Raw genomic sequence first — 24,136 nt, forward strand, 5'->3', positions numbered from 1 at the left:
TCCCCTTAATGCGCCGCCAGTTGCTGTTCCGCGTCCGGCTTATCATGCACGGCGAATCGCTCAACCATCAGCGCACTCGGCTCGTTTAGCCCCACAACCTCAACCCGCACGCCCTCGCGCCGGAACCGGATCACCGCCTTATCCAGCGTGCCCACACTGGTGATATCCCAGAAATGAGCATTGCTCAGATCCAGCACCACATGGTCCAGCACTTCCTTGAAATCGAACGCCTCCGCGAACCGCTCCGCCGAAGCAAAGAAGATCTGCCCCGAGATAAAATATGTGCGGGTCCGCCCATCCTCGGACAGTACCGAGGAGACCGTGAACATGCGCTTCACCTTAGCCGCGAAGAACAAGCCCGAGAGCACTACGCCGGCAACGACGCCCGCGGCAAGGTTGCGCGTCCACACCACAATCACCACCGTCACCACCATCACCACAGAAGACTGCCACGGATGATGCTTAATATCCCTCACGGATTTCCAGGAGAACGTGCCGATGGACACCATGATCATCACCGCTACCAAGCTCGGCATCGGAATCCGCGCCACCAGCGGGTTCAGCACCACCAGCAGAAACAGCAGAAACACACCCGCCACCAGGGTGGAAAGCCGGGTCGAGCCGCCGGACTTCACATTGATGACAGACTGGCCGATCATCGCGCAGCCACCCATGGCGCCCAGAAAGCCGGTGAAGAAATTGGCAACACCCTGGCCGCGCATCTCCCGCGCCTTATCAGATGACGTATCGGTGAAATCATCCACAATCTGCGCGGTGAGCATCGTCTCCAGCAGCCCCACCGCCGCCATCGTGATCGAATAAGGCAGGATAATCCGCAGCGTATGGAGGTTAAACGGCACATCCGGCAGCGCGAAATGCGGCAGGTCGGTTGGCAGCTTGCCCATATCCCCGACCGTATTCACATGAATCCCGCCGTAAATTGTCACAGTCGTGAGAATAACGATCGCCACCAGCGGTGAGGGAATGGCTCGGGTAATCCGGGGAAACAGGTAAATAATCACCAACCCCACCGCGATAATCGCGTAGGTCACGGGCGGCACATGCACCAGCTGCGGCATCTGCGCCAGGAAGATCATGATTCCCAGCGCGTTCACAAACCCGGTAATGACCGAGCGCGAGACATATTGCATCAACAGATTCAGCCGTAACAGACCGGCAATCACCTGAAACACGCCCATCAGAATGGTGGCGGCAAACAGATATTGCACACCATATTGATGCACCAGCGGCACCACTACCACCGCGACCGAGGCCGTCGCCGCCGAAATCATGCCCGGGCGGCCGCCGAAAAACGCGATAATCACCGCAATGGAGAAAGAGGCATACAGCCCCACCCGCGGATCCACCCCCGCGACAACGGAGAACCCAATCGCCTCGGGAATCAGCGCCAGCGCCACGACAATCCCAGCCAGAATATCCGCGCGGGGATTCGAGAACCAATTACGTTTGATGGCTTCAATATTCAGCATGTATCTACTTCAAACAACTCAGTCATCACCAAGCGGGCATGAGCGCGGAGCCATGTCTGCGGCAAAAGGCTTGATGTTTAAGGTTATCCCGGGGATAGGCGCCGGGCCGAGCCACCCGGAAACCGGGTCCAACGAATAGCGCTCCCGTTTACCCCGCACCCTTTTTTACTGCAAGTGCGAAGCAGCCCGCGCGCCTCTCACCGGCATCGCAGCAGCCTCTGGCCTAGGGTTGAACACTCTTGCCTTTGAACATGCACCATTGCGCCCCCGCGCACCGCCAGCATTCCGGCTTGCGCGCCTTGCACACATAGCGCCCGTGCAGAATCAGCCACAGATGTGCCGGCTTGAGCATCTCCTTGGGGATGCGTTTCACCAGCGCATCCTCCACCGCGCGCGGGGTGGCGCCGGGGGCAATACCGGTGCGGTTACCCAGGCGGAAGATATGCGTATCCACCGCCATGGTCGGCTGGCCGAACACCTCGTTCAGCACCACATTTGCGGTCTTGCGGCCGACCCCCGCCAGGGCTTCCAGCGCTTCGCGCTCACTAGGCACCTCGCCGCCATGGCGCTCCAGCAACTGCCGCGCCAGCAGCTCAACATTTTTAGCCTTCGCCTGCCAGAGCCCGATGGTCCTGATCTTGTCGCCAATCCCCGCCGCCCCCAGCGCCGCCATCCCCGCCGGATCAGGCGCGGCCTCGAACAAAGCGGGCGTCACCTTGTTCACCGCGACATCGGTCGTCTGGGCGGAAAGCACCACCGCCACCAGAAGCTGGAAGGGCGTGCCATACTCCAGTTCCGTGCGCGGGTCCGCATTACCATTGGCAATGGCGGTCAGAAAGGCCGGCACGTCCGCCTTTTTCATCGGCCTGGATGACGGGATCTCGCCCGGCTTAGCGGTCATTTGGTGCCGAACAGCCGGTCTCCGGCATCGCCCAGGCCGGGCAGAATATACGCGTTCTCGTCTAGTTGCCGGTCCAGTGAGGCAGTATAAATCGGCACATCCGGGTGCGCCGCCTCAAAAGCCTTCACCCCCTCGGGGGCCGCGAGGAGGCAGACAAATTTCAACTGCTGCGCCCCGGCCTGCTTCAAACGCGTCACTGCCGCGGCGGCGGAATGGCCGGTGGCCAGCATCGGGTCCACCACAACGCACAACCGCTCTTCCAGCGCCTCGGGCGCCTTGAAATAATATTCCACCGGCTCGTGCGTCTCATGGTCACGATACATGCCCACATGCGCCACGCGGGCCGCGGGCACCAAGTCCAGCATCCCTTCCAAAATCCCCGCCCCGGCGCGCAGAATAGAGACAAAGCAGAGCTTCTTGCCCTGCACCTGCATGGCCTGCATCTCCTCCATCGGGGTCTCGATGGTCACCGGCTCCAGCGGCAGATCGCGAAGCACCTCATACCCCAGCAGCAGAGAGATTTCGCGCGCCAGGCGGCGGAAGCCCCCGGTCGTCGTCTCCTTCATGCGCAGCATCGTCAGCTTATGTTGCACAAGCGGATGATCGATGACGGTCAGCATTCTTTTTTCAGCCTCCTGCTTTTGGTAGCCTGATGACAAAGCGGGCGCCAATCACGTGCCCGGTGTCATCCCGACGGTTTTCGGCCGAGATTCGGCCATGATGCGCTTCCACAATCTGGCGCGAGATGGACAGCCCCAGCCCCGAATGGCTGCCAAACTGCTCACTCTCCGGCCGTTCGGAATAGAACCGGTCAAAGATGGAATCCAGCTTGCCATCGGGAATCCCCGGCCCTTCATCCTCCACAGCCAGCTCAATCAAACCGCCCGTCTCCCGCCCGCGTAGGAATATCTTGCCATTTTCCGGGCTAAACGAGATCGCATTGCCGATGAGATTGCGCAGCACCTGCACCAGCCGTGTCTCGGAGCCGCGCACCAGCAGCCCAGCGGCTGGGGCATCCACCTCCATGAACGGGAACCCCTCCTTGCGGGTGGCATCATGGATTTCCGCCAGCGTGGCAAGCATCCGCGCCATATCCACAATCTCATACCGGCTGCGGGAGAGTTCGGAATCCAGCCGCGAGCTGTCGGAAATATCCGTAATCAGCCGGTCCAGCCGCCCTACATCCTGCGTCACAATCGCCAGCAACCGCGAGGCCCGCGCCGGGTCCTCCACGCGCGCGAGCGTTTCCACCGCCGAGCGGATGGACGAGAGCGGGTTCTTGATCTCATGCGCCACATCGGCCGCGAATTTCTCAATCGCATCCATCCGTGACCAGAGAGCCTGGGAGGTGCCCTCCAGCGTGCGCGCCAGCGTGCCAATCTCGTCATTGCGGGTGGTGATGGGCTTGGGCAAAGTCTGCGCCCCGGCGCGCCCTTCGCGCATCCGTTCCGCCGCCGCCGCCAGGCGCGAGATCGGGCTGGCAATGGTACGGGAGAGATAGAAGGAGACAATCACCGTCAAGGCCAACGCCAGCGCGAACAGGATCAAAATCGAGATCCGCACCGCCAGCACCGCGGCATCCACTTCCGAAGCTTCGCGCGTCAGCAGCACCGTGCCCACTGTCTGCTGCCCGTGCTGAATCGGCTCCGCCACAGTCACCAGCAGTACACCCTGCTGGTCACGGCGCACAAAAGGCGGCGTCTCCTGAGCGGACCCGCTGCCTCCGGTATCGGTCATCTGCAACACCGTGCGCGCATCCGGCTGCCAGCCCAGCGTGTTCGGGTTTTTCCCCGCACTAGAACCAACCATGCCGGATTCATCACCACTCCCGGTCACCGAGCCGGAGAGGTGGTCATAAATAAAACTAATCACCCGCGAGAACAGCCCGGGCGGCGGCGGCGCGGCCAGCGGCTCCGTCACAATCGCCCCGCCCGCACCCGGATGCACACGTGAATTGGCGATCAACTCGCCATCCGGCCCGTAAATCAGCGCCTGCGCGTTTGGCGTCGGTTCGGTCAGGGAATACAACAACGGCTGGGCGAGGTCTGGGCTCAGTGTCTGCTGGCCATTATTGTTCTGCACCGCAGTCTCGGCAATGGCCCCGGCATAAATCCGCGCTTGCTCCCGCAGCGCCGACACTTCAGCCGCCAGCAGCCCCTGCTGGTACTGGTCCAGATACAGCAACGCGGCGAAAATCAGCACCAGTGGCAGAAAATTCACTAGGAGAATGTCGCGCAACAAACGCGACAGGCGGGATTTCTTGGCCAGGATCAAACGTCCTTATAACGGTAACCAATACCGTACAGCGTCTCGATCTGGTCGAACTCGCCATCGACATTGCGGAACTTCTTACGCAGCCGCTTCACATGGCTGTCGATGGTGCGGTCATCCACATACACATTCTCGCCGTAGGCGGCGTCGATCAACTGGTCGCGGGACTTCACCATGCCCGGCCGCTGCGCCAGCGACTTCACCAGCAGAAACTCCGTCACAGTAAGCTGGATGTCTTTACCCTTCCAGAGACATTGATGCTTAGTCTCATCCAGCGTCAGGTCGCCACGGGTCAACACGCTGGCCGGGGCGGCACCGCTGGCCTCCGCGCGCGTTGATTCATGCCGGCGCAACAAGGCGCGGATCCGCTCCAGCAGCAAACGTTGGGAGAACGGCTTGGTGATATAATCATCCGCCCCCAGCCGCAGTCCCATCAACTCGTCTAGCTCATCATCCTTGGAGGTCAGGAAAATAACCGGCAAAGCCGAGCGGGCACGCAGCTTTTGCAACAGCTCCATGCCATCCATACGCGGCATCTTAATATCCAGCACTGCCAGATCCACCGGCTTGGCGAGCAACGCCTGCAAGGCGGACTCACCATCCGTGTAGGTGCGGACCACGAACCCCTCCGCCTCCAGCGTCATCTGTACGGAGGTGAGAATATTGCGGTCGTCATCGACCAGAGCGATCGTTTGTTTCATAGTGCAGACCCAATCAATGAATTCGTGGCCTTTCTGCCGCCAGGGAGTGACCGGATTATGGCAGCAAATCAAGAGCAGAGATTGGCGGACGCCGCCTCTTTAATCCTCAACGCTCGCAGCGCCACCCTGGCCACGGCCAAAGACGGCATCCCCCACGCCGCCCTGGTTACCCCGGCGCTGGACACCAACGGACAACCGCTGCTGCTGCTCTCCAACCTAGCCCTGCACACCAAGCATTTACACGCCAACCCTACTTGTGCGCTGTTTTTCACGGGCCAACCCCAGGATGAAAACCCGCAAACCACCCCCCGCCTGTGCCTAACCTGCGAGGCCAAGCAACTGGAAGGCCGCGCCCAGCGGGATATTTTCCTGAAAACCCACCCTTACGCGTCATTATATGTAGATTTTATAGACTTTAACTTCTGGACTCTATTTATTTTAGGGGCAAATTATGTCGGCGGCTTTGCGAATGCTTCCTCTTTGAAAATTACCGCGCTGCAACACAATATTCTCAAAATGTTAAACCCTGAGACCAGTTGAACGAACGGGGTGAGACGATTATGAACGATCCTGCATCTACGTCTCGCTTCAAAGGAATACCCAAGCTGATGACCGACAAATCATCCCTCCGCGACGCCGCGCCGCTGAACGGCACCGGCGTGCATCTCGCCGCTGCCCTGCATGCCAACCTCACCGCCCCGGCGCTGGTGGCGCATTCGCTGCGCAAAAACGAGGGCCGTCTTTCAGCCGATGGCGCGCTGATCGTGCGCACGGGTGTGCATACGGGCCGTTCGGTGGCGGATAAGTTCGTGGTTGAGGAGCCGGAAACCGCCGCCGAGATCTGGTGGGGCAAAATCAACCAGAAGCTCCCCCGCGCGAAATTCGATGTGCTGAAATCCCGCGTGCAGGCTTACCTGCAAGGGCGCGAGCTGTTCACCCAGGACCTGTATGCTGGTGCGGATCCCGCCAACCGCATCCGCGTGCGCCTGGTCACCACCGGCGCCTGGCACGCCTTGTTCGCCCGCAACATGTTCATCCGCCCCGCGGAAGAGGAGTTGACAGGGTTCGAACCGGATTACGTCATCCTCCACGCCCCGGATTTCGAGGCCGACCCGGCGATCGACGGTGTCAAATCCTCCACCGCCATCGCGCTGTCCTTCGCTGAGAAGCTCATCGTCATCGCCGGCACCGAATATGCGGGCGAGATCAAGAAATCCATCTTCACGGTCATGAACTGGCTGCTGCCCGCCAAGGGCGTGCTGCCCATGCACTGCTCAGCCAATATCGGCCCGAATGAAGACAGCGCGCTGTTCTTCGGCCTCTCAGGCACCGGCAAAACCACCCTCTCCTCCGACCCCACACGCCGCCTGATTGGCGATGACGAGCATGGCTGGGGCCCGGATGGCGTGTTCAATTTCGAGGGCGGCTGCTACGCTAAAGTCATCGATCTCAGCCAGAATAACGAGCCGGAAATCTGGGCGGCCTCCCACCGCTTCGGCACCGTGCTGGAAAACGTGGTCGCCGGCCCGCGCGGCCATCTGGACCTCGCGGACCGCACCCTCACCGAGAATACCCGCGCCTGCTACCCGGTGGAATTCATCCCCAACGTGGAGCTCTCCGGCCGCGGCGGCCAGCCCAAGAACGTGGTGATGCTCACGGCCGATGCATTCGGCGTGCTGCCGCCGCTCTCGCGCCTCACCTCGGCGCAAGCCATGTACCACTTTCTATCCGGCTACACCGCGCGCGTGGCGGGCACTGAAAAAGGGCTCGGCAAGGAACCCCAGGCTACCTTCTCCACCTGCTTCGGCGCCCCCTTCCTGCCGCGCCACCCGCAGGTTTACGGCAAGCTTCTGCAGGCCCTCATCAACCAGCATGGTGTAAATTGCTGGCTGGTGAATACCGGCTGGACCGGCGGCGCCTATGGCGTGGGCAAGCGCATGTCCATCACCCACACCCGCACCTTGCTGCGTGCGGCGCTGGCGGGCGAGTTGGACCATGTGGAATACCGTACCGACCCGTTCTTCGGCCTTGCCATCCCCACCCACGTCAACGGCGTGCCAGACGAGGTGCTGGACCCGCGCCAGTCCTGGGCCGACAAAGCCGGATACGACAAAGCCGCACAGGGTCTGGTGCAGCGCTTTATCGAAAATTTCGAGAGCTTCGCCGAGCATGTGGATGACGACGTAAAAGCCGCCGCTATCAAAACCGCAGCCTGACCCCGTGGTGATCGAAAGGGGCCATCCGGCCCCTTTCTGATCTTCTGCCCGGCCTCGTCGTTGCCATCTCACATGGTTTACGCAACGATGGGCCCGTGGCCACATCTCCCAATTCCGCGTCCGTCCCCCGCAAAACCATAAACGCCCTCACCTCCATACGCGGCGTCGCGGCGCTCTGCGTGGTGCTTCACCACCTCGTCCTGTTTTTCCGCTTCAATAAATGGTCATCCCCCCACACGCTCACCAGTATGCTCTATATGGGCTTCACCGGGGTGGATCTATTTTTCGTTCTCAGTGGCTTCATTCTCACCATCGTACATGTCCAAATGCGCCCGCGTGAGCTAGGCACCTTCGCCATGCGGCGCGTTCTGCGGCTGTACCCGCTGCATCTGAGCATTCTGGCCGTCATGGCCGGGCTGGGCTGGTTTTCCATTATATGGCCGCGCCACACGCTGAACTGGTCCCTGCTCCCGCTGGCCGGCACCTTACTGGCGCCCTATTTCAGCCTGACCCATAACCCCTGGAACGATGTAAGCTGGTCCGCCGGGGTTGAACTTTCTTGCTATCTGGCCTTTCCGCTCGGGCTGTTCGCGCTGCGCCGCGCCCCCAGCTGGGTTCTGGCTGGTATCACCGCCGCCCTGGCCTATACGGCCTGGACTCTCCATATTCATGATGCCGAAGCCTGGACCGGCCTGCCCGCTTTGCGGCGCGGCTGGTCAGACTTCGCGCTGGGCGCTGCGGCGGGACTATTATCCACCCGCCTGTCCCTCAACCGTAGCAGCGCCTGCCTGCTGGAAACCGCTGGGCTCGGGCTGATCGGCTGGGCTGTTTACGCCATGCAGCCACCTCTTATCCCGTTGGGCGCGGTCATGCTGATCTTCGCGCTGAAAGCCCAAAAAGGCCCCATCAACCGCCTGCTCAACCTGCGCCCACTCGTCTATTTAGGAGAAATTTCCTATTCCATCTATCTGCTGCAAATGGTCGTCTTCATGGCCTTTTTCAGCCTGTGGCGCGTACCCAATTACCCCACCCCTGTGCTGTACCCTGCCATCACACCGCTATTTCTGGTCCAACAGGCGGTTTTCATCGCGGTCCTAATCGCCACAGCCAGCCTGACATACAAATATATTGAACTGCCGGGCCAGCGGCTTTGGCGCACCGCCGCGCGCCTGCCAGCCCGCGCCGTCACAGCAAGCTAAGCTCAGCCTTCCCGCACCGCCCCAATCAAAAACTCCACATTCCCTTCCGGCCCCTTAATCGGGCTCGGCGTGATGCCCAGCACCCGCCAGCCGGGCAGAGCGGCAAACCAGCCCTCAATCCGCGCGCAGACCTGCTCATGCACAGCGGGATCACGCACCACCCCGCCTTTGCCCACCTGCTCCGGCCCCGCCTCAAATTGCGGCTTGATCAGCGCCACCACGAACGCGCCCGGCACGCACAAGGCCAACCCGGCTGGCAGCACCGTCTGCAACCCGATGAAACTCGCATCGCACACCAGCGCCCCCACCGGCTCGGGAATCACCGCATCCGTCAAATGCCGGGCATTGGTTTTTTCCAGCACCACCACCCGCGGGTCTGATCGCAGCTTCCACGCCAACTGCCCATGCCCCACATCCACGGCGTAAACCTTGTCAGCACCATGGGTGAGCAGCACATCGGTAAATCCGCCGGTTGAAGCCCCTACATCCAGCCCAATCCGCCCCGCCGGGTCCAGCCCGAAATGCGCAAGCCCGTGCGCCAGCTTCATCCCGCCGCGCGAAACCCAAGGATGTTCCTGTCCCTTCACTGAAAGCTGCGCCTCGGCGGGCAGCGTATCCCCCGCCTTGGCCACCCGTGCCGTGCCCGCATAAACCAGCCCGGCCATAATCAAAGCCTGCGCCTTAGTGCGGGACTCCACCAGCCCGCGCTCCACCAGCATCACATCCACACGCTGCTTGGCCATTACTTCGTATCTCCGGGCAAGGCTTTAAACCGATAAGGGCTGGCGCTCGTCGTCTCCGGGCTCAGCGCCAAACGGTGCGCAATCGGCGGAAACGCGCGGGAACGGCAATCCTGCCTTTCGCACATCCGGCAGGAGAGCCCAATCCCTACCGCCGCCTTGGCCAAATCCAGCCCGTCTCCATATACAAGCTCCTTGGCATGGGAGACATCGCACCCCATGGTCACCGCCCTCACCGGCGGCGGGTCGCCCCAGCGCGCTGGGCGACCGGTAATGGCGCGCGCAAAGCACAGAAACGTCTCCGTGGCCGAAAGCTGGGCCACCTGCACGCGGATCGCCCCGGGCGTAGCAAAGGCTGAATGCGCCACCCAGCGCGGGCAGGTGCCGCCATAGCGCATGAAAGGAAACCCGGCGGCGGAAAAGCGCTTGCTCACATTCCCCGCTGGATCCACCCGCAGAAAGAAAAACGGCACCCCCCGCGCCCCGGCCCGCTGCATGGAGGACAAACGGTGGCACGCCTGCTCGTAAGACACTCCAAACCGTGCGGCCAGCCCGTCCACATCGTAACGCAGTTCCCGCGCCGCACTCAAAAACGGCTCGTAAGGCATCATCAGCGCGGCGGCGATATAATTCAGCAGTCCAATCCGCAGCAATTCGGCTGCGTCACGCGTGGTCGGCTCCGCGCGTTTTACAATCGTTTCCACAGGGGCGCGCGCCTCCAGCAAAGCCAACTGAAACGCCATCTGAAACCCCCGACTCTCACGCGGAAGGTCCTCGGAGAGCGTCAGCATCCGGTTCGCGGCGTCAAACACCCGCAAACTGCCAGGCAAGGTCCGAACCTGCACCACCAGTCCATGCTGGCGCCGCAACCGCTCCGCCAGCGCGTGGCTGGAGCCCACCGCCGCCACATCCATCGCCTTGCCAATCGCCTCCGCCACCTCCTCCAGCGCCGGGAAGTGATTCTCATGGGCGTGGAAAAAATCCCGCACCTCCTCATTCGGCAGCAAAATCTTGCGGCCTGAGGGCAAGGTAATCCCCGCCCCCTCCTCCCGCGCGCCCGCCAGCGCCCGGTGCAGCGTCAGCACCGCCCGCGCCGCGTTAGGGGCAGCCGCCAGCGCCTGCACCTCGCTTTCCGGCACCGGGTCGATGGCCAGCTGCGGGTCAGAGAAGACTTCCCGCAAGGAAACCTCGAACTCCCGCTCCTGCACCCCCGAGAGCGCAGCCAGATCGACCTTCAAAATCTCCGTCAGCTTAAACAGCAGAGAGGCCGTAACATTGCGCTGGTCGTGCTCTACGAGATTCAAGTAGGACGTTGAAATCCCGAGCTTCTGCGCGAAACCTTGCTGGGTGAAGCCCTGTTCCATCCGCAACCGGCGAATGGTTTTGCCGATCATCAATTTTGACATGTTTTACAATTCGCAAAAATTTACAGTAAAGTCACGCACAGATTTCATCATATTCCCTGAAATTCCACTAGGCTTCGCATCGCGATGTAAATAGTTTCACTTATACCTTCACCGCGCGGCAATCCTCTCCATGCACCTTCCCCCCGCCGCGTTGGTGAAGGCATCGATCAACGAAGGAGTGTCACCATGCGTAACCCAATCACCCAAACCTTTTCCCCCGACGGCCTTGGCGGGAATGGCGTGGTTGTGGCGCGTGACGCCCGCAGCGGCGGCCGCCCCAACCAGCCCACCCAAACCCATCGCCGCGCGGAGTCTTCCAATGATCGCAATGATGATTTTAACAATTATGACGACGGCCTTGTTCATGGTCATTTCTGGGCCATGTCCTCAACCGTCCGTTAACCTTAAAGCCCGTCAACAGCTTTAATGCAGGTTGGCAAACCCCAGGCTCACAGCCTGGGGTTTGCATTTGCCGCCGCCCGCCGCACAACATACTTGGCAAATTCCGTGCTTCGGTGTGAAATCCCAACATGTCCGCGCGGCCTTTTCTTCTAACACCGGATCTGCTTCTCCGGGCCTACCGTCTGGGACTCTTCCCCATGGCGGAATCGCGCGAAAGTCGCACCTTGCACTGGCTGGATCCTGATGCGAGGGGCGTTCTGCCCTTGCATGGTTTTCACATCTCCCACAGCCTGATGAAAGTTCTGCGCAGCCAGCGTTTCACCGTCACGGCGGACGCGGATTTCCCCACCACCATTGCCGCCTGCGCCGCCGCCCGGGCCGACCGTCCGGAAACCTGGATCAATCACGAAATCGAGAGGCTCTTCATCGCCTTGTTCAAACTCGGCTTCGCCCATAGCGTCGAAACCTGGGAAAACGGCCAGCTTGTCGGGGGATTATACGGCGCGGCACTGGGCGGGGCGTTTTTTGGAGAGAGCATGTTCTCTTCCACGACAGACGCTTCTAAGGTAGCCCTGGCGCATCTCGTCGCGCGACTGCGCCTGGGCGGCTACACACTGCTGGACACGCAGTTCATCACCAGCCACCTCGCCCGTTTTGGCGCCATTGAGGTCCCGCGCGAGCGCTATCACGCTCTGCTGGCCGAAGCGGTGGAGGTTTCCGCGCATTTTCCCCTCCGCCCAGATACCGCCACATTAATGCGTGAGTTTGAAACCATGCGAAAGGAGGCCCCATGAACCGCCTAACCCTCACCACCCTGGCGCTTCTGGCCCCAGCTTTGGCCAATGCCGCCCCGGTTTTTCTGCCCACGCGCGACGTGGCCGTGCAATACACCTTGGCCCGCCCCGGCCAGGTCGCGCGGAATTTTCAGCTTCTTTACAATGCCGCCACCCAATCCGCGCGGGTCAACAGCGCCTATGGATACTATGTTCTCGCCAACCTGCACGAGGGCCAAGCGCAGCTTGTGCTGCCCGCCATGCACGCCATCGTCCAGGCGCCGGATTTCTCAGCCCTCACGACGGAAATCAACCAGGCTGACAATGCCCGCTTCACCCCCCTGGGTACCGGCCATTATGCGGGCCTGACCTGCCAACGTTATAAAATCGTTGACACGCACGGCACCGGCCAAGCCTGCCTCACGCCGGACGGGGTGGTGCTGCATTTCACCGGGCAGGACGCGCATGGCTCAGCGGACCTGACCGCCACCAGCGTCACCTACACCCCGCAGTCGGTCAGCGAGTTTGCCCCGCCCGCCGGCTTTGCCCCTATCAATCTGCCCCCCGGCACGGTGGCCGCCCTGCTCCAGCCCCATTAGACCAAACATACGCAGTTTACCGAACATCGCCCGGTAAGCGCCTCATTCATCTCCCGCGCCGGATCGTCTGTGATGCAGAAAACCAGGGAAGCCAGCCCCCCGGCATCACAACGGTCCTGCCGCAGGAGAAGCTCATGTCAGCAACATCTCACGACCCCGGCGCAAAACTTCCGCGACGGAAATTCAATAAACTCGTCTCAAACCCGGTATTCGAGGATTATTCCCTCCGATACGCGCCCAAGAGTTTCCGAACCTGGTCGCAATATGCCGTGTTCTCGGCCGCATTGGGCGGTATCGCCTATCTAGCAGACCAAGCCATTGGCGGCTCGCTCGCCGTGCAGTTTGGGTTCACCAATGCCTTCTGGGGCATCATCGCGGCGGCGGTGATCATTTTCCTCACCGGCATTCCCATCGCTTATTACTGCGCCAAATATAATGTAGACGTGGATCTGCTGACCCGTGGCGCGGGCTTTGGCTATCTCGGCTCCACCATCACCTCGGTCATCTACGCGTCCTTCACCTTCATATTTTTCGCGCTTGAAGGCTCTATCATGGCGCAAGCCTTCAATCTCTATTTCGGGATTCCGCTGCCCATCGGCTACGCAATCGGATCTTTGATGATCATTCCGCTGGTGACATTCGGCATGACGCTGCTCTCCAAGCTTCAGGTCTGGACCCAGCCGCTCTGGCTGTTGCTGCTCTTTGCCCCGCCCGTGGCCGTGCTGATGGAAGACCCGAACGCGGTCTCAAACTGGGTGAATTTCGCCGGCGCTTCCCCCAGCGGCGACAGCTTCAATCCGCTGCTGTTCGGCTCCGCTGCCGGAATCGCGCTCTCGCTCATCGCGCAAATTGGTGAGCAAGCTGACTATCTGCGCTTCATGCCGGACAAGACCAAGAAAAGCTCCTTCGGCTGGTGGCTGGCCGTTCTCGGCGCAGGTCCCGGCTGGGTGATTCTGGGGGCGGCCAAGCAGCTCATGGGCTCGTTCTTCGCCTCCGTGGCGGTGACGCACGGCACCAAGCTGGCACAAGCCAACGAGCCCATTCAGATGTATCATGCTGGTTTCACCTATATCTTCGGCGCGGGCTTCGCGGCCATCACGGTGGCTACCTTTTTCGTCATTCTGTCGCAGATCAAGATCAACGTCACCAACGCCTATTCCGGCTCGCTATCCTGGTCCAATTTCTTCTCGCGTCTTTTGCATGTGCATCCTGGCCGCGTTATCTACATCTTCTTCAATGTTGGCATCTCGCTGACCATGATGGAGCTGAATATGTTCTCGGTTCTCGGGCATATTCTTGGCTTCTATTCCAACGTCGCCGTGGCCTGGATCGGCGCGGTCACCGCAGACCTTGTCATCAACAAGCCCATTTTGAAACTTAGCCCGTCTTATATCGAGTTCAAGCGCGCGCATCTCTACAACTTCAACCCGGTCGGCTTTGGCGCCATGGTGATCGCCTCGATCATCTCCGTGCTCGCCTTCTTTCATCTGTTCGGGGATTATGCCGCCGCCTACTCGGCGTTCATCGCGCTGGGCGTGTCCTTCATTGCTTCCCCCATCATCGCCATTCTCACCAAGGGTAAATATTATGTTGCCCGTGAAACCTGCTACCATGCCGGTGTGAAGCACGACACGATGAGTTGCGCGTCCTGCGGCTTTGAATATGAGGCCCAGGATATGACCGGCTGCCCCTTCCACAAGGGCAATATCTGCTCACTCTGCTGCTCGCTGGACTCCGATTGCCACGACCAGTGTAAAAAACCCCATGCGGACCCGGTGCTGTCTTTTGGCACGCCCGCTGACCTCTCCCGCTAAATCTCTGCACCTGCCGGGCTCGCACTATGCGGGCCCGGCTTTTTCTTTGTGAAAGGACCTTCAAAGATGTTGCATGGAGATATTTCCAGCAGTGCCGATACAGTCGGCGTAGCCGTGGTGAATTACAAAATGCCCCGGCTGCACACCAAAGCGGAAGTTATCGAAAACGCCAAGAAAATCGTCGCGATGATCCCCGGAATGAAGCTGGGCCTACCGGGGCTGGACCTTGTGGTTTTCCCTGAATATTCCACCCAGGGCATCATGTACGATCCTGGTGAAATGATGGAAACCGCCGCCACCGTGCCAGGCGAGGAAACCGAAATCTTCGCCGCCGCCTGCCGTGCCTCAAAAGTCTGGGGCGTGTTCTCCATCACTGGAGAACGTCACGAGGACCACCCGAACAAAGTGCCCTACAACACCCTTATCCTCATCAACGATCAAGGCGAAATCGTCCAGAAATACCGCAAGATCATGCCCTGGGTGCCAGTTGAAGGCTGGTATCCCGGCGGCAAAACCTTTGTCTGCGACGGCCCGAAAGGGCTAAAAGTCAGTCTGATTATCTGCGACGATGGTAATTACCCGGAAATCTGGCGCGACTGCGCGATGAAAGGGGCCGAACTGATTATCCGCTGCCAAGGCTATATGTATCCTGCCAAGGAACAGCAGGTGCTGATGTCCAAAACCATGGCCTGGGCCAATAATGTTTATGTGGCCGTCGCCAACGCCACGGGGTTTGACGGCGTTTATTCCTATTTCGGCCATTCCGCGCTCATCGGGTTTGACGGCCGTACGCTGGGAGAATGCGGAGAAGAGGACTATGGCATACAATATGCGGCGCTCTCGAAATATCTGATCCGAGATGCCCGCAAGAATTTGCAATCACAAAACCATCTCTTCAAACTTCTTCATCGCGGCTATACCGGCATGGTCAATTCCCGCGAGAACCAGCCTGGCATGGCGGTTTGCCCGTTCGATTTCTACCGGGAATGGGTGAACGACCCTGAAGCCACCCGCACCAAGGTGGAAGCCCTCACACGTCCAACATTAGGCACCGAGGAATGCCCCATTGAAGGTATTCCCAACGGTTCCAGCGTCGCGCCCGCTGCGGAGTAAACATAAAGGAGGCCAAAATACCTCCTTTTCCGTCGTTTGATATTCCACGTATGAAATTAGAGCCTTTGGTCATTTGACTGAGGAGATCCCGGCGCGGGATTTTTCGTGATTCATAGCCGATCGGCATTTTGAAGGGCTGATCGATGGCCCGTTATGGGCTAAATTCTGAACAATGGGAACGGCTCGCCCATCTCCTCCCAGACAAGGACGGCGACGGTGGTGTGACGGCCAAAGACAACCGGCTTTTGTAAATGCGGTTTCATATCGTTACCGTGCGTGGATTCCCTGGCGCGATCTACCGGAGTGATTTGGCGATCCGTTGGACATTCACAAGCAGTTCAGCCGCTGGACGAAAAACGGTGTCTGGGAACGGGTCTTTTCCTTTTTGGCTACCGATGCTGACAATGAATACGCGATGATCGGCAACGCCATCGCACACGCCATCAGCACAGTGCCGGCGCCAAAAAAAGCCGGCGGAGACCAAGGCATCGGACGAACCCGCTGCGGATTGAGCACCAAAATCCATGCTTTCATTGATGCACTGGGCAACCTCGTTGCTTTTAGTCTGAGCAGCGGGCAAGCCCATGACTTGGCCGGGGCCGATAACCTTCTGCCCGACATGCAGGTTGATTTACTGACCGCCTATAAAGCATGCGATGCCGATGAATGGGTTATTTCCTGTCTGGCCGACAAGGGTAAAGCCGTCGTGATCCGGCCCAAGTCAACCCGAAAAATCAAGCGGGAATATGATCGCGATATCTACAAAACGCGCCATCTGATCGAAAGCTTCTTCGCCAGATTCAAGCAAATCCGCGCCAACGCAACGCGCTACAATATACCGGCCAGGAACTACTTCCTGGCCGGTATACACCTCGCAGCCGTGGTAATTGTCTCAAATGACCACAAGCCCCAAGTTAAATTACGGCTGCATGTGTTGCGGCTGTTTTCTTTTAATGGCTGATCATCCAAGGCCGGGAGCCTGGAAAACTCTTCATCGGCGGCGGTGAATCCGCCTTCAGCCTGGGCTGAGATGTAGCACAGCACCCGCAGCCCGGCGGGTGCTTGCCCGTGCGCCGGGTGCTATCCGGCGCATGAGCGCTTTTTTCATTCATCGCATGGGCTTTGCGTTTGCTATTGCTCATCAGCGCGAAATGCGGCGCGCTCAGCAACGCGCGCGGCGCTGCCTCCCCACATTCCGGGCAGCCATGATCCGCCTCGAAGGCGGACATGGGCATAAGCGCGGTGAACGGCCCGCAGGCAGGGCAAAGATAATCGTAAACCGGCATTTTATTTATCCGGCGAAACGGGCATATCCACCCCGCCGGTGATCATCTTCACCGGCCCGGCAGCACCGGGATTGATGTCAAACTCGAAAATTTCCGTCGGCAGATACAAGGTGGCGCAAGCGTTCGGCACATCCACAATCCCGGAAATATGCCCCTGCACCGGCGCTGTGCCCAGCAACGAATACGCCTGCGCCCCGGAATAACCGAAAGTCTTGAGATAATTGATCGCGTTCAAACAAGCCTGCTGATAAGCCACAAACATATCGAGATAATGCTGCTCGCCAGAATCGTCGACGGAAATGCCCTCAAACACAAGATAATCCTGATAATTCGGCTTCATCGGGCTGGGTTTGAACAGCGGATTCTTGATCCCGTATTTTGCCATGCCGCCCTTGATGATCGAATGAATCCCAAGATGAATAAAGCCCGGCATTTCAATGGCGCCGCAGAAAGTGATTTCGCCATCGCCCTGGCTGAAATGCAGATCCCCGACGGACAAGCCCGCCCCCTTCACATAAACCGGGAAATAAACCCGCGCCCCGCGTGAGAGATCCTTAATATCGCAATTCCCACCATGCTCACGCGGCGGCACGGTGCGCGCCCCTTCAGCGGCGGCTTTGTCCCGGGCGGCTCCTTGCATCCGGCCCATATGGGCGGTGGGGGCAAAAGGCGGGTTGGCAAGCCCCGGCACGCGGGTGGGATTGGTGGAAATCAATGCTTTCTCGCGCTTGTTCCAGCTCTCCAGCATTTTTGCGTCAGGCAGGCAGCCGATCAGACCGGGGTGAATCAACCCCGCGAAATTCACTCCCGGAATATGCCGGGAGGACGTAAACATACCCTTGAAATCCCAAATGGATTTCTGTGCCTGCGGAAAATAATCGGTCAGAAACCCGCCGCCATTCTGCTTGGAGAAAAACCCGTTAAACCCCCAGAGATTTTCCTGCAGCGGCCCGATATCGAGAAAATCCACCACCAGCAGATCCCCCGGCTCAGCGCCTTCCACCTCAATCGGGCCGGAGAGGTAATGCACGGTGGTCAAATCCACATCGCGCACATCATCGGCGCTGTCATTATTCTTGATGAAGCCGCCGGTCCAGTCATAGCATTCGAGGATGAAATCATCCCCCGGCCTGACCTTGGCCACCATCGGAATATCCGGGTGCCAGCGGTTATGAACCATATCGTTGTCGAGGGGCGATCCATTGAGATCGACTTTGATCAGCGTCTCGGTCACGGGGCGGACACTCCATTTGGCTGAAATGAAAAGGAACAAGTACGTGCAACGTGTCCCCTCAGCCTCGAAAATCCGCGCCCTCGGCGGAATACGGAAGAGTGCGTATGGGCTTGCGTGCTTTCCCGGTTAATCTTCCATTTACATCACATGCGAGGTGCGATTGGCGTTTCCACAGCGGATTACCCCCATACGGCGCAGCTATAACCAATTCGTCGCGGATGAGACGATGGAGGATTACGCGCTACGCTTCACCGCCAGCGCCGCGCGCAAGTTCTCCGCGCGGGCGGTCGCCAATACCGCGTTCGGCGCCACCTCCTTCCTGGCACTGGAGGCGATTGGCGCCACGGTCACGCTGCAATATGGGCCGGTGAACGCGGTGGCGGCGATTTTGAGCGTCGCCTTGCTCATCTCCCTCACTGCCGGGCCGATTGCTTATGTCGCCGCGAAATACGGCGTGGATATCGATTTACTGACCCGTGCCGCCGGGTTCGGCTATATCGGCTCCACCATCACATCGCTCATCTACGCCTCGTTCACCTTTATTTTTTTTGCGCTGGAAGCCTCTATCTTTGCCAACATGCTGAATCAGGTTTTCGGCATTCCGCTACATCTTGGCTATGTACTTACCACGCTCGGCATTATTCCCCTGGCGGCTTATGGCATCACATTCATCTCGCGCTTCCAGGCATGGAGCCAGCCGCTCTGGCTGGCGTTGAATTTTCTACCTTTGCTATTTCTGGCTCTGGATCCAGCCTTGCTACATGATTGGGCGGGGTTTCATGGGCTGGGCTGGGCAGGCGGGTTTTCGCTGCTGCCCTTTGGCGCCTGTGCCTCCATCATTGTGTCATTGATCGCGCAGATTGGGGAGCAAGCGGATTATCTGCGGTTTTTACCCAGGCCCGATCCCAAGGCGCGCTGGCGCTGGTGGGGGGCCTTGCTTGCTGCGGGGCCAGGCTGGGTGCTGCCGGGGGTGGTGAAAATGCTCATGGGCTCAGTGCTGGGGGTGCTCTCGCTGGGGCTGGGTTATGGGGCGGAGCAAGCCGCACAGCCTATCATTCTCTACCACGCCGCCTACGGGCTGGCGCTGCCGCCGCACGCGGCTTTGCTGGCCGCCGCCCTGCTGGTGGCGGTGGCGCAGACCAAGATCAACGTCACCAACGCGTATGCGGGCTCCATCGCCTGGTCCAATTTCTTCTCCCGCCTGACGCACCGGCATCCTGGACGGGTGATCTGGCTGGTGTTCAACGCCGCCATCGGGCTGCTGCTGATGGAGCTGGATATTTACCGCTCAATTGCGCCCATTCTGGCCTTTTATTCCGTGCTAGCCTGCGGCTGGATCGGCGCCATCTCTGCGGACCTGGTGCTGGTGAAAGGCATGCGCCTCGGCCCACGCATCATCGAATTCAAGCGCGCCCATCTGTATGACATCAACCCCGTCGGCACCGGCGCCATGCTGCTGGCCACGCTGGCTGGGGCGCTATGCATCTCCGGGCTACTGGGAGCGTATGCCCATGCTTTCGCGCCGTTTATCGCATTGGCCAGCGCCTTTATCGCGGTACCCGCCATTGCCGCCGCCACGCGCGGGCGGTTTTACCTGGCCCGCAGGCCGCGCCGCGCTTGGGCAGGGGAGAGCCAGCTTGTCTGCTCGGTCTGCGATAACGCGTTCGAGCCGCAGGACATTGCCTATTGTCCGGCCTATGCGGCGCCCATCTGCTCCCTTTGCTGCACACTGGATTCCCGCTGCCGGGATGCCTGCAAGCCCCATGCCCGCTATGGCACGCAGATCATCGGGCTGATGCGCCATCTACTGCCAGCACGGCTGCGCGGCCGGATGGACCCAGTGTTGCTGCGCTTTCTAGGCGTGTTCAGCCTCACTGCCGTGGTGCTGGGTGTGATTTTCTGTGCCTTTTACTGGCAGGCCGCCAGCCAGAACAGCGCCTTGGCCGCGCTGCTGGCCACCGCGTTCTGGCGGGTGTTTGTATGTATTCTGCTAGTAGCGGGGGTGTTTGCCTGGCTGCAGGTGCTAGCGCGTGAATCCTCCCTGGCGGCGGAGGAGGAAAGCCGCCGCCAGACCCAGCTGCTGCTGGCCGAGATTGACGCCCACCGCAAAACCGACGCCAAGCTCGCCCGCGCGCGGGAGGTGGCGGAAGCCGCCAACATCGCCAAAACCCGCTTCATCGTAGGGGTGAGCCACGAGCTGCGCACGCCACTGAACGCCGTGCTGGGCTATGCGCAGCTCTTGGAAAACGACGAGACCATCCCGCCCCGGCGGCGGGAGACTATCGGCATCATCCGCCGCTCGGGCGAGCATCTGCACGGACTCATTGAAGGGCTGATGGATATTTCCAAGATTGAGGCCGGGCGAATCGACATTGAACGGCGGGAGGTGAATTTCCCGGATTTTCTGGCTCAGATCACCGGCATGTTTCGCCTACAGGCAGCAGCGAAGGGGCTGAGTTTCGAGTTCGAGACCCCATCCCGCCTGCCGACTTTGGTGTTTATTGATGAAATCCGCCTGCGGCAGATTCTGATCAACCTGCTCTCCAACGCGCTGAAATTCACCACGCGCGGGGGCATCCGCCTGGCTTTACGCATACCAGGAGAGGTAATGGAGTTCGAGGTTGCGGATACTGGCCCCGGCATCGCGCCGCAAGACTTGGCCCGGATTTTCGAACCGTTTGAGCGTGCCTTGCCCAAGAACAGTGCCGCACCGCCGGGGATCGGGCTGGGGCTAACCATCACCAAGCTGCTAGTGGAAATTCTGGGCGGGCGTATTTCCGTGGATAGCACGCCCGGCAAGGGTAGCCGCTTCAGAGTGCAACTGCTCATCTCCCGCGCGCCCCGCGCCAGTGCTAGCGCGCCGATGCAAGGGCGCATCGTAGGGTACCAGGGCGCGCGACGCACCATTATAGCGGCGGAGGACAACGCCGTGCACCGCGCTTTGCTGCAAGATGCGCTGACCCCGCTAGGCTTCACCCTGCTCACTGCACCGGACGGCCCCTCTTGCCTTCGGCTGGCGGCGGGCTGCAAGGCGGATCTGTTTCTGCTGGATTACTCCATGCCGCAGACCGAAATGCCGGCGCTGAACGGGCTGGGCTTGGCCCGTCAGCTGCGCCGGCAACCCAACCACGCCGCCACGCCTGTCATCATGCTTACCGCCCATGCGCCGGTACTGCACGGCGGCGGAGAGGCAGCGTATGACGCCGCCCTGCCCAAGCCCGTTAATTTCGCCAAGCTGCTGGAGACCATCGGCACGCTGCTGAAGCTCGCCTGGATCCAAGATACCCCCGCTCCGGCGGAACCCACCGCGCCGTCTGCCCCCGGCTTGGCTGAAGCCGCCTTGCGCCCGCATATCGCCCAGCTTCGCTATTTAGCGCAGATAGGCTTTATACGCGGGCTAGAAGAAAGCCTTGAGCGGCTGGCCCTGGAAGCGCCTGAGGCAAAAGACATTCTGGCACCGCTGAGCGCCCTGGCCGCCGGGCTGCGTCTGCCTGAATTTCTTGCCGCACTGGAGGAGCTGGAACAAGATGCCGCCTGATCCTTCCGCCCGCCCGACTATTCTGATTGTGGATGACGACCCCGCCATGCTGCGGCTGCTGATCGACGCCTTGGAGCCCGCGGGCTTCAACGTGCTAGTGGCATTGCAAGGCGAGATGGCGTTGGTGCTGCTGGAACAGGTCACGCCGGATGTGATTTTGCTGGACGCGCTGATGCCGGGCATTGACGGGTTCGAGACATGCCGCCGCCTGAAACGCCGCCCCGGCCTGACGCTGGTGCCGGTGATTTTCATGACAGGGCTGACCGATACGGAAAACGTGGTTTCCGGCCTGCAGGCTGGAGGTGTGGATTATGTCACCAAGCCCGTGATACCGGGCGAGTTGATCGCGCGGATCCGCGTGCATCTGGCCAATGCCCAGCTCACCCGCAGCGCCCAGCGCGCCATGGATGCCGCAGGCCGGTTTCTGCTGGCTGCGGATGCAAAGGGCCGCATGCGCTGGAGCACATATCAGGCGGCCCTGCTACTGGGGGATATCGCTCCCGGGACGGAGCTGCCTGCCGAGGTGCAAGCGTGGCTAGCCACGCGCCTCACCCAGCCGCAGGAGGTACCGGGCAGCATCACCATCGCCCTGCCCGCCCCCAACAGCCCGACGCGGCGGGTGGAGTTTGTGCTGATCGGCCAGATGGCGGAGGATGAGTTTCTGTTGCGAATCGTCGAACAGGACACCGACCATGATTTCGACCGGTTGCAGGCGCGCGTGCCGCTTACGCGCCGGGAGACCGAGGTGCTGCTCTGGCTGGCGCGCGGTAAATCCAACCGCGACATCGCGCAGATTTTAAACGTGAGCTACCGCACGGTGAACAAGCATCTAGAGCAGATGTACCCCAAGCTGGGGGTCGAAACCCGAACGTCCGCGGTGGCGATCGCGGTCAGGGCGCTGGAAGGGGCTTAATGGTCCGGCGCCCAGTGGAGGAGCTTTTTCAGCAGCATATCCACCGCCACCCAGAGCAGAACGGTCAGTACCGCCAGCAGCACCAGGGCAGCGAACATCACGTCCGTCTGCATACGAGCGTTGGCGTTAAGCATGATATAACCCAGCCCTTCGGACGCTCCTGCCCACTCCCCCAATATCGCACCGATGGGGGCTATAGACGCCGCGATGCGAAGCCCCGCCCCAAAAGCCGGCAGGGCGGCCATCAGCCGCACATGCAGCAGCATTGAAAGCCTGGAGGCCCCCATGGTCTGGGCGAGGTCCAGCCAGCCGGGCTCGGTACGGCGCAGGCCGTCGTAAAAAGCGGCGGTAACAGGGAAGAAAATCACCAGCACCGTCAACAACACCTTGGAGGCAAGGCCAAACCCCAGCCACAGCACCAGCAGCGGCGCCAGGGCGAAAACCGGCACAGCTTGGCTGAGCAACAGCAAAGGTAGCAGCCAGCGCTGCAACCCGCGTGAAAACACCATAACCAGCGCCAGCAAGGCGCCGAACAATGTGCCGAATCCTAACCCCAGCCCAATTTCAACCAGCGTGACCAGCATGTTCTGGAACAAAAAGCCGCTCTGCGTCACCAGCACCCGCGCCACCGCGCCAGGGCCGGGCAGCAGAAAGGCCGGAATCCCGGAAAACCGCGCCAACCCCCACCAAAGCACCAGCAGGCCGAACACTGTTCCCGCCGGACGGAGCGCATTTTGCAGATGCTTCATGCTGTCTGCCCGTCTAGCAGGGCGCGCAGCAATTCGCCCTGGGTATGGAGCAGCGCGTCGTCATCCGGGGCGCGGGGCGGGGTTCCGGGTACTATGAGCGCCGGGCCCAGCCGCGCAGGTTTGCCCGCCAGAACATAAAGGCTGTGCCCCAGGCGGCAGGCTTCCAGCGGGTCGTGGGTGATGAGCAGCATGGTGCGCCCGGCCAGCAGCCTAGCCGCCAGTTCCTGCATTGCCGCACGGGTAATGGCATCCAGTGCTGAGAACGGTTCGTCCATCAGCACCACGGGGCGGTCTTCATATAGCGTGCGGGCCAGGGCGACGCGCTGGCGCATACCGCCGGAGAGTTCCTTCGGCAAAGCGCCCTCCCGGCCGTGCAGCCCCACCGCGTCCAACAGCTTAAGGGCACGTGGCTTGTCGGCCCGCTGACCGCGCAGGCGGCTGCCGATGGTGACGTTCTCCAGCACGCGCGCCCAGGGGTAGAGCAGGTCCTGCTGGCCCATCCAGGTCACGCGGCCGGTGAGCGGCAAACCATCCGAGGCGCGGACGTGGCCGGTCTCGGGTACGGCCAGCCCCGCCGCAATCCGCAGCAAGGTGGTCTTGCCAACACCGCTGGCCCCCAGCAGCGCCGTGCAGCGCCCAGCCTCAGCGGTCAGGTTCAGCCCCTCAAACAAGGTCTGGCCTTCATAACGCAACGCCAGACCTATCATTTCCAGACCCGGCGGCGCGGCTTGTTGGTGCGAGTCACTCATCCCGCCCCCGCTATAGAAGGCGGCGAAGGGATAAGCGAGGGT

21 protein-coding genes, 1 pseudogene and 1 other annotated feature are annotated in these 24,136 nt (G+C 60.7%); of the genes and pseudogenes, 10 read left to right on the forward strand and 12 right to left on the reverse strand.

Translation table 11 applies throughout. The features are described 5' to 3' along the window. Positions 1-5: 5 nt before the first annotated feature. The 5 genes from BUB54_RS04005 to BUB54_RS04025 all read right to left on the reverse strand — a co-directional run bounded on the left by BUB54_RS04005 (position 6) and on the right by BUB54_RS04025 (position 5,363). Complete coding sequence (locus BUB54_RS04005) at positions 6-1,490, reverse strand: SulP family inorganic anion transporter (protein WP_048878394.1); 1,485 nt, start codon at positions 1,488-1,490, stop codon at positions 6-8. A gap of 81 nt (positions 1,491-1,571) precedes the next feature. Beyond that, positions 1,572-1,623 (reverse strand) — a sequence feature (sul1 is cis-regulatory element that is thought to sense ions involved in sulfur or methionine metabolism; They are found in Alphaproteobacteria). 90 nt (positions 1,624-1,713) lie between these two features. Next, positions 1,714-2,391, reverse strand: coding sequence for an endonuclease III (nth, locus tag BUB54_RS04010; protein ID WP_241869349.1), 678 nt, complete (start codon positions 2,389-2,391; stop codon positions 1,714-1,716). Beyond that, positions 2,388-3,011, reverse strand: coding sequence for a uracil phosphoribosyltransferase (upp, locus tag BUB54_RS04015; protein ID WP_048878393.1), 624 nt, complete (start codon positions 3,009-3,011; stop codon positions 2,388-2,390). The genes nth and upp overlap by 4 nt, the downstream gene beginning before the upstream one ends. Before the next feature lie 7 nt (positions 3,012-3,018). Further along, entirely contained in the window at positions 3,019-4,659 is a 1,641-nt protein-coding gene (locus tag BUB54_RS04020) for an ATP-binding protein (RefSeq protein ID WP_139284793.1), read from the reverse strand. A gap of 2 nt (positions 4,660-4,661) precedes the next feature. Beyond that, a complete protein-coding gene (locus BUB54_RS04025; RefSeq protein ID WP_048878391.1) occupies positions 4,662-5,363 on the reverse strand; it encodes a response regulator transcription factor in 702 nt (233 codons plus the stop codon). A gap of 57 nt (positions 5,364-5,420) precedes the next feature. Between BUB54_RS04025 and BUB54_RS04030 the strand changes: the two genes are divergently transcribed. From BUB54_RS04030 to BUB54_RS04040, 3 genes are all read left to right on the forward strand, one after another. Then, complete coding sequence (locus BUB54_RS04030; RefSeq protein WP_139284783.1) at positions 5,421-5,903, forward strand: pyridoxamine 5'-phosphate oxidase family protein; 483 nt, start codon at positions 5,421-5,423, stop codon at positions 5,901-5,903. Positions 5,904-5,971: 68 nt separating this feature from the next. Then, positions 5,972-7,579, forward strand: coding sequence for a phosphoenolpyruvate carboxykinase (locus tag BUB54_RS04035; RefSeq protein WP_048878389.1), 1,608 nt, complete (start codon positions 5,972-5,974; stop codon positions 7,577-7,579). Between the two features lie 95 nt (positions 7,580-7,674). After that, positions 7,675-8,778: an acyltransferase family protein gene (locus BUB54_RS04040; RefSeq protein WP_073211263.1), complete on the forward strand. Its 1,104-nt coding sequence runs from the start codon at positions 7,675-7,677 to the stop codon at positions 8,776-8,778. Between the two features lie 2 nt (positions 8,779-8,780). On the opposite strand, the gene BUB54_RS04045 is transcribed toward BUB54_RS04040, so the two are convergent. From BUB54_RS04045 to BUB54_RS20170, 3 genes are all read right to left on the reverse strand, one after another. Further along, positions 8,781-9,521 carry a TlyA family RNA methyltransferase gene (locus BUB54_RS04045; RefSeq protein ID WP_048878387.1) on the reverse strand — a complete coding sequence of 247 codons (741 nt, stop codon included), beginning with the start codon at positions 9,519-9,521 and terminating at the stop codon, positions 8,781-8,783. Then, complete coding sequence (locus BUB54_RS04050; protein WP_073211266.1) at positions 9,521-10,924, reverse strand: helix-turn-helix domain-containing protein; 1,404 nt, start codon at positions 10,922-10,924, stop codon at positions 9,521-9,523. The genes BUB54_RS04045 and BUB54_RS04050 overlap by 1 nt, the downstream gene beginning before the upstream one ends. Positions 10,925-11,032: 108 nt before the next feature. Next, entirely contained in the window at positions 11,033-11,290 is a 258-nt protein-coding gene (locus tag BUB54_RS20170; protein WP_148359185.1) for a hypothetical protein, read from the reverse strand. A 164-nt stretch (positions 11,291-11,454) separates the two neighbouring features. Here BUB54_RS20170 and aat point away from each other — a divergent pair, with 164 nt between their 5' ends. The 5 genes and pseudogenes from aat to BUB54_RS19900 all read left to right on the forward strand — a co-directional run. Further along, a complete protein-coding gene (gene aat / locus BUB54_RS04060; RefSeq protein WP_048878384.1) occupies positions 11,455-12,120 on the forward strand; it encodes a leucyl/phenylalanyl-tRNA--protein transferase in 666 nt (221 codons plus the stop codon). Further along, positions 12,117-12,698 (forward strand): hypothetical protein, encoded by a 582-nt coding sequence (locus BUB54_RS04065; RefSeq protein WP_048878383.1) that lies wholly within the window; start codon positions 12,117-12,119, stop codon positions 12,696-12,698. Before aat ends, BUB54_RS04065 begins: the two co-directional genes overlap by 4 nt. Positions 12,699-12,832: 134 nt before the next feature. After that, on the forward strand, positions 12,833-14,512 hold the full coding sequence (locus BUB54_RS04070; protein ID WP_048878382.1) for a purine-cytosine permease family protein: 1,680 nt from the start codon (positions 12,833-12,835) through the stop codon (positions 14,510-14,512). Between the two features lie 66 nt (positions 14,513-14,578). Then, complete coding sequence (locus BUB54_RS04075; protein WP_048878381.1) at positions 14,579-15,625, forward strand: aliphatic amidase; 1,047 nt, start codon at positions 14,579-14,581, stop codon at positions 15,623-15,625. A gap of 143 nt (positions 15,626-15,768) precedes the next feature. Beyond that, a pseudogene (locus tag BUB54_RS19900) lies at positions 15,769-16,505 on the forward strand (IS5 family transposase); the annotation flags it as partial. Between the two features lie 70 nt (positions 16,506-16,575). Here the strand turns inward: BUB54_RS19900 and BUB54_RS04090 are convergent. Together BUB54_RS04090 and fmdA are read right to left on the reverse strand one after the other, a co-directional pair. After that, positions 16,576-16,911, reverse strand: a complete 336-nt coding sequence (locus tag BUB54_RS04090) for an FmdB family zinc ribbon protein (protein WP_048878379.1) — start codon at positions 16,909-16,911, stop codon at positions 16,576-16,578. A 1-nt stretch (position 16,912) separates the two neighbouring features. After that, on the reverse strand, positions 16,913-18,145 hold the full coding sequence (fmdA, locus tag BUB54_RS04095) for a formamidase (protein ID WP_048878378.1): 1,233 nt from the start codon (positions 18,143-18,145) through the stop codon (positions 16,913-16,915). A 154-nt stretch (positions 18,146-18,299) separates the two neighbouring features. Between fmdA and BUB54_RS04100 the strand changes: the two genes are divergently transcribed. After that, the gene (locus BUB54_RS04100) at positions 18,300-21,683 is read left to right on the forward strand and encodes an ATP-binding protein (RefSeq protein WP_217652436.1); all 3,384 of its coding nucleotides are present in this window, start codon (positions 18,300-18,302) and stop codon (positions 21,681-21,683) included. Next, entirely contained in the window at positions 21,673-22,596 is a 924-nt protein-coding gene (locus BUB54_RS04105) for a response regulator transcription factor (RefSeq protein ID WP_048878376.1), read from the forward strand. Before BUB54_RS04100 ends, BUB54_RS04105 begins: the two co-directional genes overlap by 11 nt. Here BUB54_RS04105 and BUB54_RS04110 read toward each other — a convergent pair. Next, positions 22,593-23,345, reverse strand: coding sequence for an ABC transporter permease (locus BUB54_RS04110; protein WP_048878375.1), 753 nt, complete (start codon positions 23,343-23,345; stop codon positions 22,593-22,595). The two genes, BUB54_RS04105 and BUB54_RS04110, sit on opposite strands and share 4 nt — an antisense overlap. Continuing rightward, entirely contained in the window at positions 23,342-24,094 is a 753-nt protein-coding gene (locus BUB54_RS04115) for an ABC transporter ATP-binding protein (RefSeq protein WP_048878374.1), read from the reverse strand. The genes BUB54_RS04110 and BUB54_RS04115 overlap by 4 nt, the downstream gene beginning before the upstream one ends. Positions 24,095-24,136 lie beyond the last annotated feature (42 nt).

This window comes from Acidocella aminolytica 101 = DSM 11237 (assembly GCF_900129125.1).
Taxonomy (GTDB): Bacteria; Pseudomonadota; Alphaproteobacteria; order Acetobacterales; family Acetobacteraceae; genus Acidocella; species Acidocella aminolytica.

Coding starts and splice junctions, on each gene's coding strand:
- BUB54_RS04005 (WP_048878394.1), bottom strand. CDS start 1,490: ATGCTGAATATTGAAGCCATCAAACGTAATTGGTTCTCGAATCCCCGC.
- nth (WP_241869349.1), bottom strand. CDS start 2,391: ATGACCGCTAAGCCGGGCGAGATCCCGTCATCCAGGCCGATGAAAAAG.
- upp (WP_048878393.1), bottom strand. CDS start 3,011: ATGCTGACCGTCATCGATCATCCGCTTGTGCAACATAAGCTGACGATG.
- BUB54_RS04025 (WP_048878391.1), bottom strand. CDS start 5,363: ATGAAACAAACGATCGCTCTGGTCGATGACGACCGCAATATTCTCACC.
- BUB54_RS04030 (WP_139284783.1), top strand. CDS start 5,421: ATGGCAGCAAATCAAGAGCAGAGATTGGCGGACGCCGCCTCTTTAATC.
- BUB54_RS04035 (WP_048878389.1), top strand. CDS start 5,972: ATGACCGACAAATCATCCCTCCGCGACGCCGCGCCGCTGAACGGCACC.
- BUB54_RS04045 (WP_048878387.1), bottom strand. CDS start 9,521: ATGGCCAAGCAGCGTGTGGATGTGATGCTGGTGGAGCGCGGGCTGGTG.
- BUB54_RS04050 (WP_073211266.1), bottom strand. CDS start 10,924: ATGTCAAAATTGATGATCGGCAAAACCATTCGCCGGTTGCGGATGGAA.
- BUB54_RS20170 (WP_148359185.1), bottom strand. CDS start 11,290: ATGAACAAGGCCGTCGTCATAATTGTTAAAATCATCATTGCGATCATT.
- aat (WP_048878384.1), top strand. CDS start 11,455: ATGTCCGCGCGGCCTTTTCTTCTAACACCGGATCTGCTTCTCCGGGCC.
- BUB54_RS04065 (WP_048878383.1), top strand. CDS start 12,117: ATGAACCGCCTAACCCTCACCACCCTGGCGCTTCTGGCCCCAGCTTTG.
- BUB54_RS04070 (WP_048878382.1), top strand. CDS start 12,833: ATGTCAGCAACATCTCACGACCCCGGCGCAAAACTTCCGCGACGGAAA.
- BUB54_RS04075 (WP_048878381.1), top strand. CDS start 14,579: ATGTTGCATGGAGATATTTCCAGCAGTGCCGATACAGTCGGCGTAGCC.
- BUB54_RS04090 (WP_048878379.1), bottom strand. CDS start 16,911: ATGCCGGTTTACGATTATCTTTGCCCTGCCTGCGGGCCGTTCACCGCG.
- BUB54_RS04105 (WP_048878376.1), top strand. CDS start 21,673: ATGCCGCCTGATCCTTCCGCCCGCCCGACTATTCTGATTGTGGATGAC.
- BUB54_RS04110 (WP_048878375.1), bottom strand. CDS start 23,345: ATGAAGCATCTGCAAAATGCGCTCCGTCCGGCGGGAACAGTGTTCGGC.
- BUB54_RS04115 (WP_048878374.1), bottom strand. CDS start 24,094: ATGAGTGACTCGCACCAACAAGCCGCGCCGCCGGGTCTGGAAATGATA.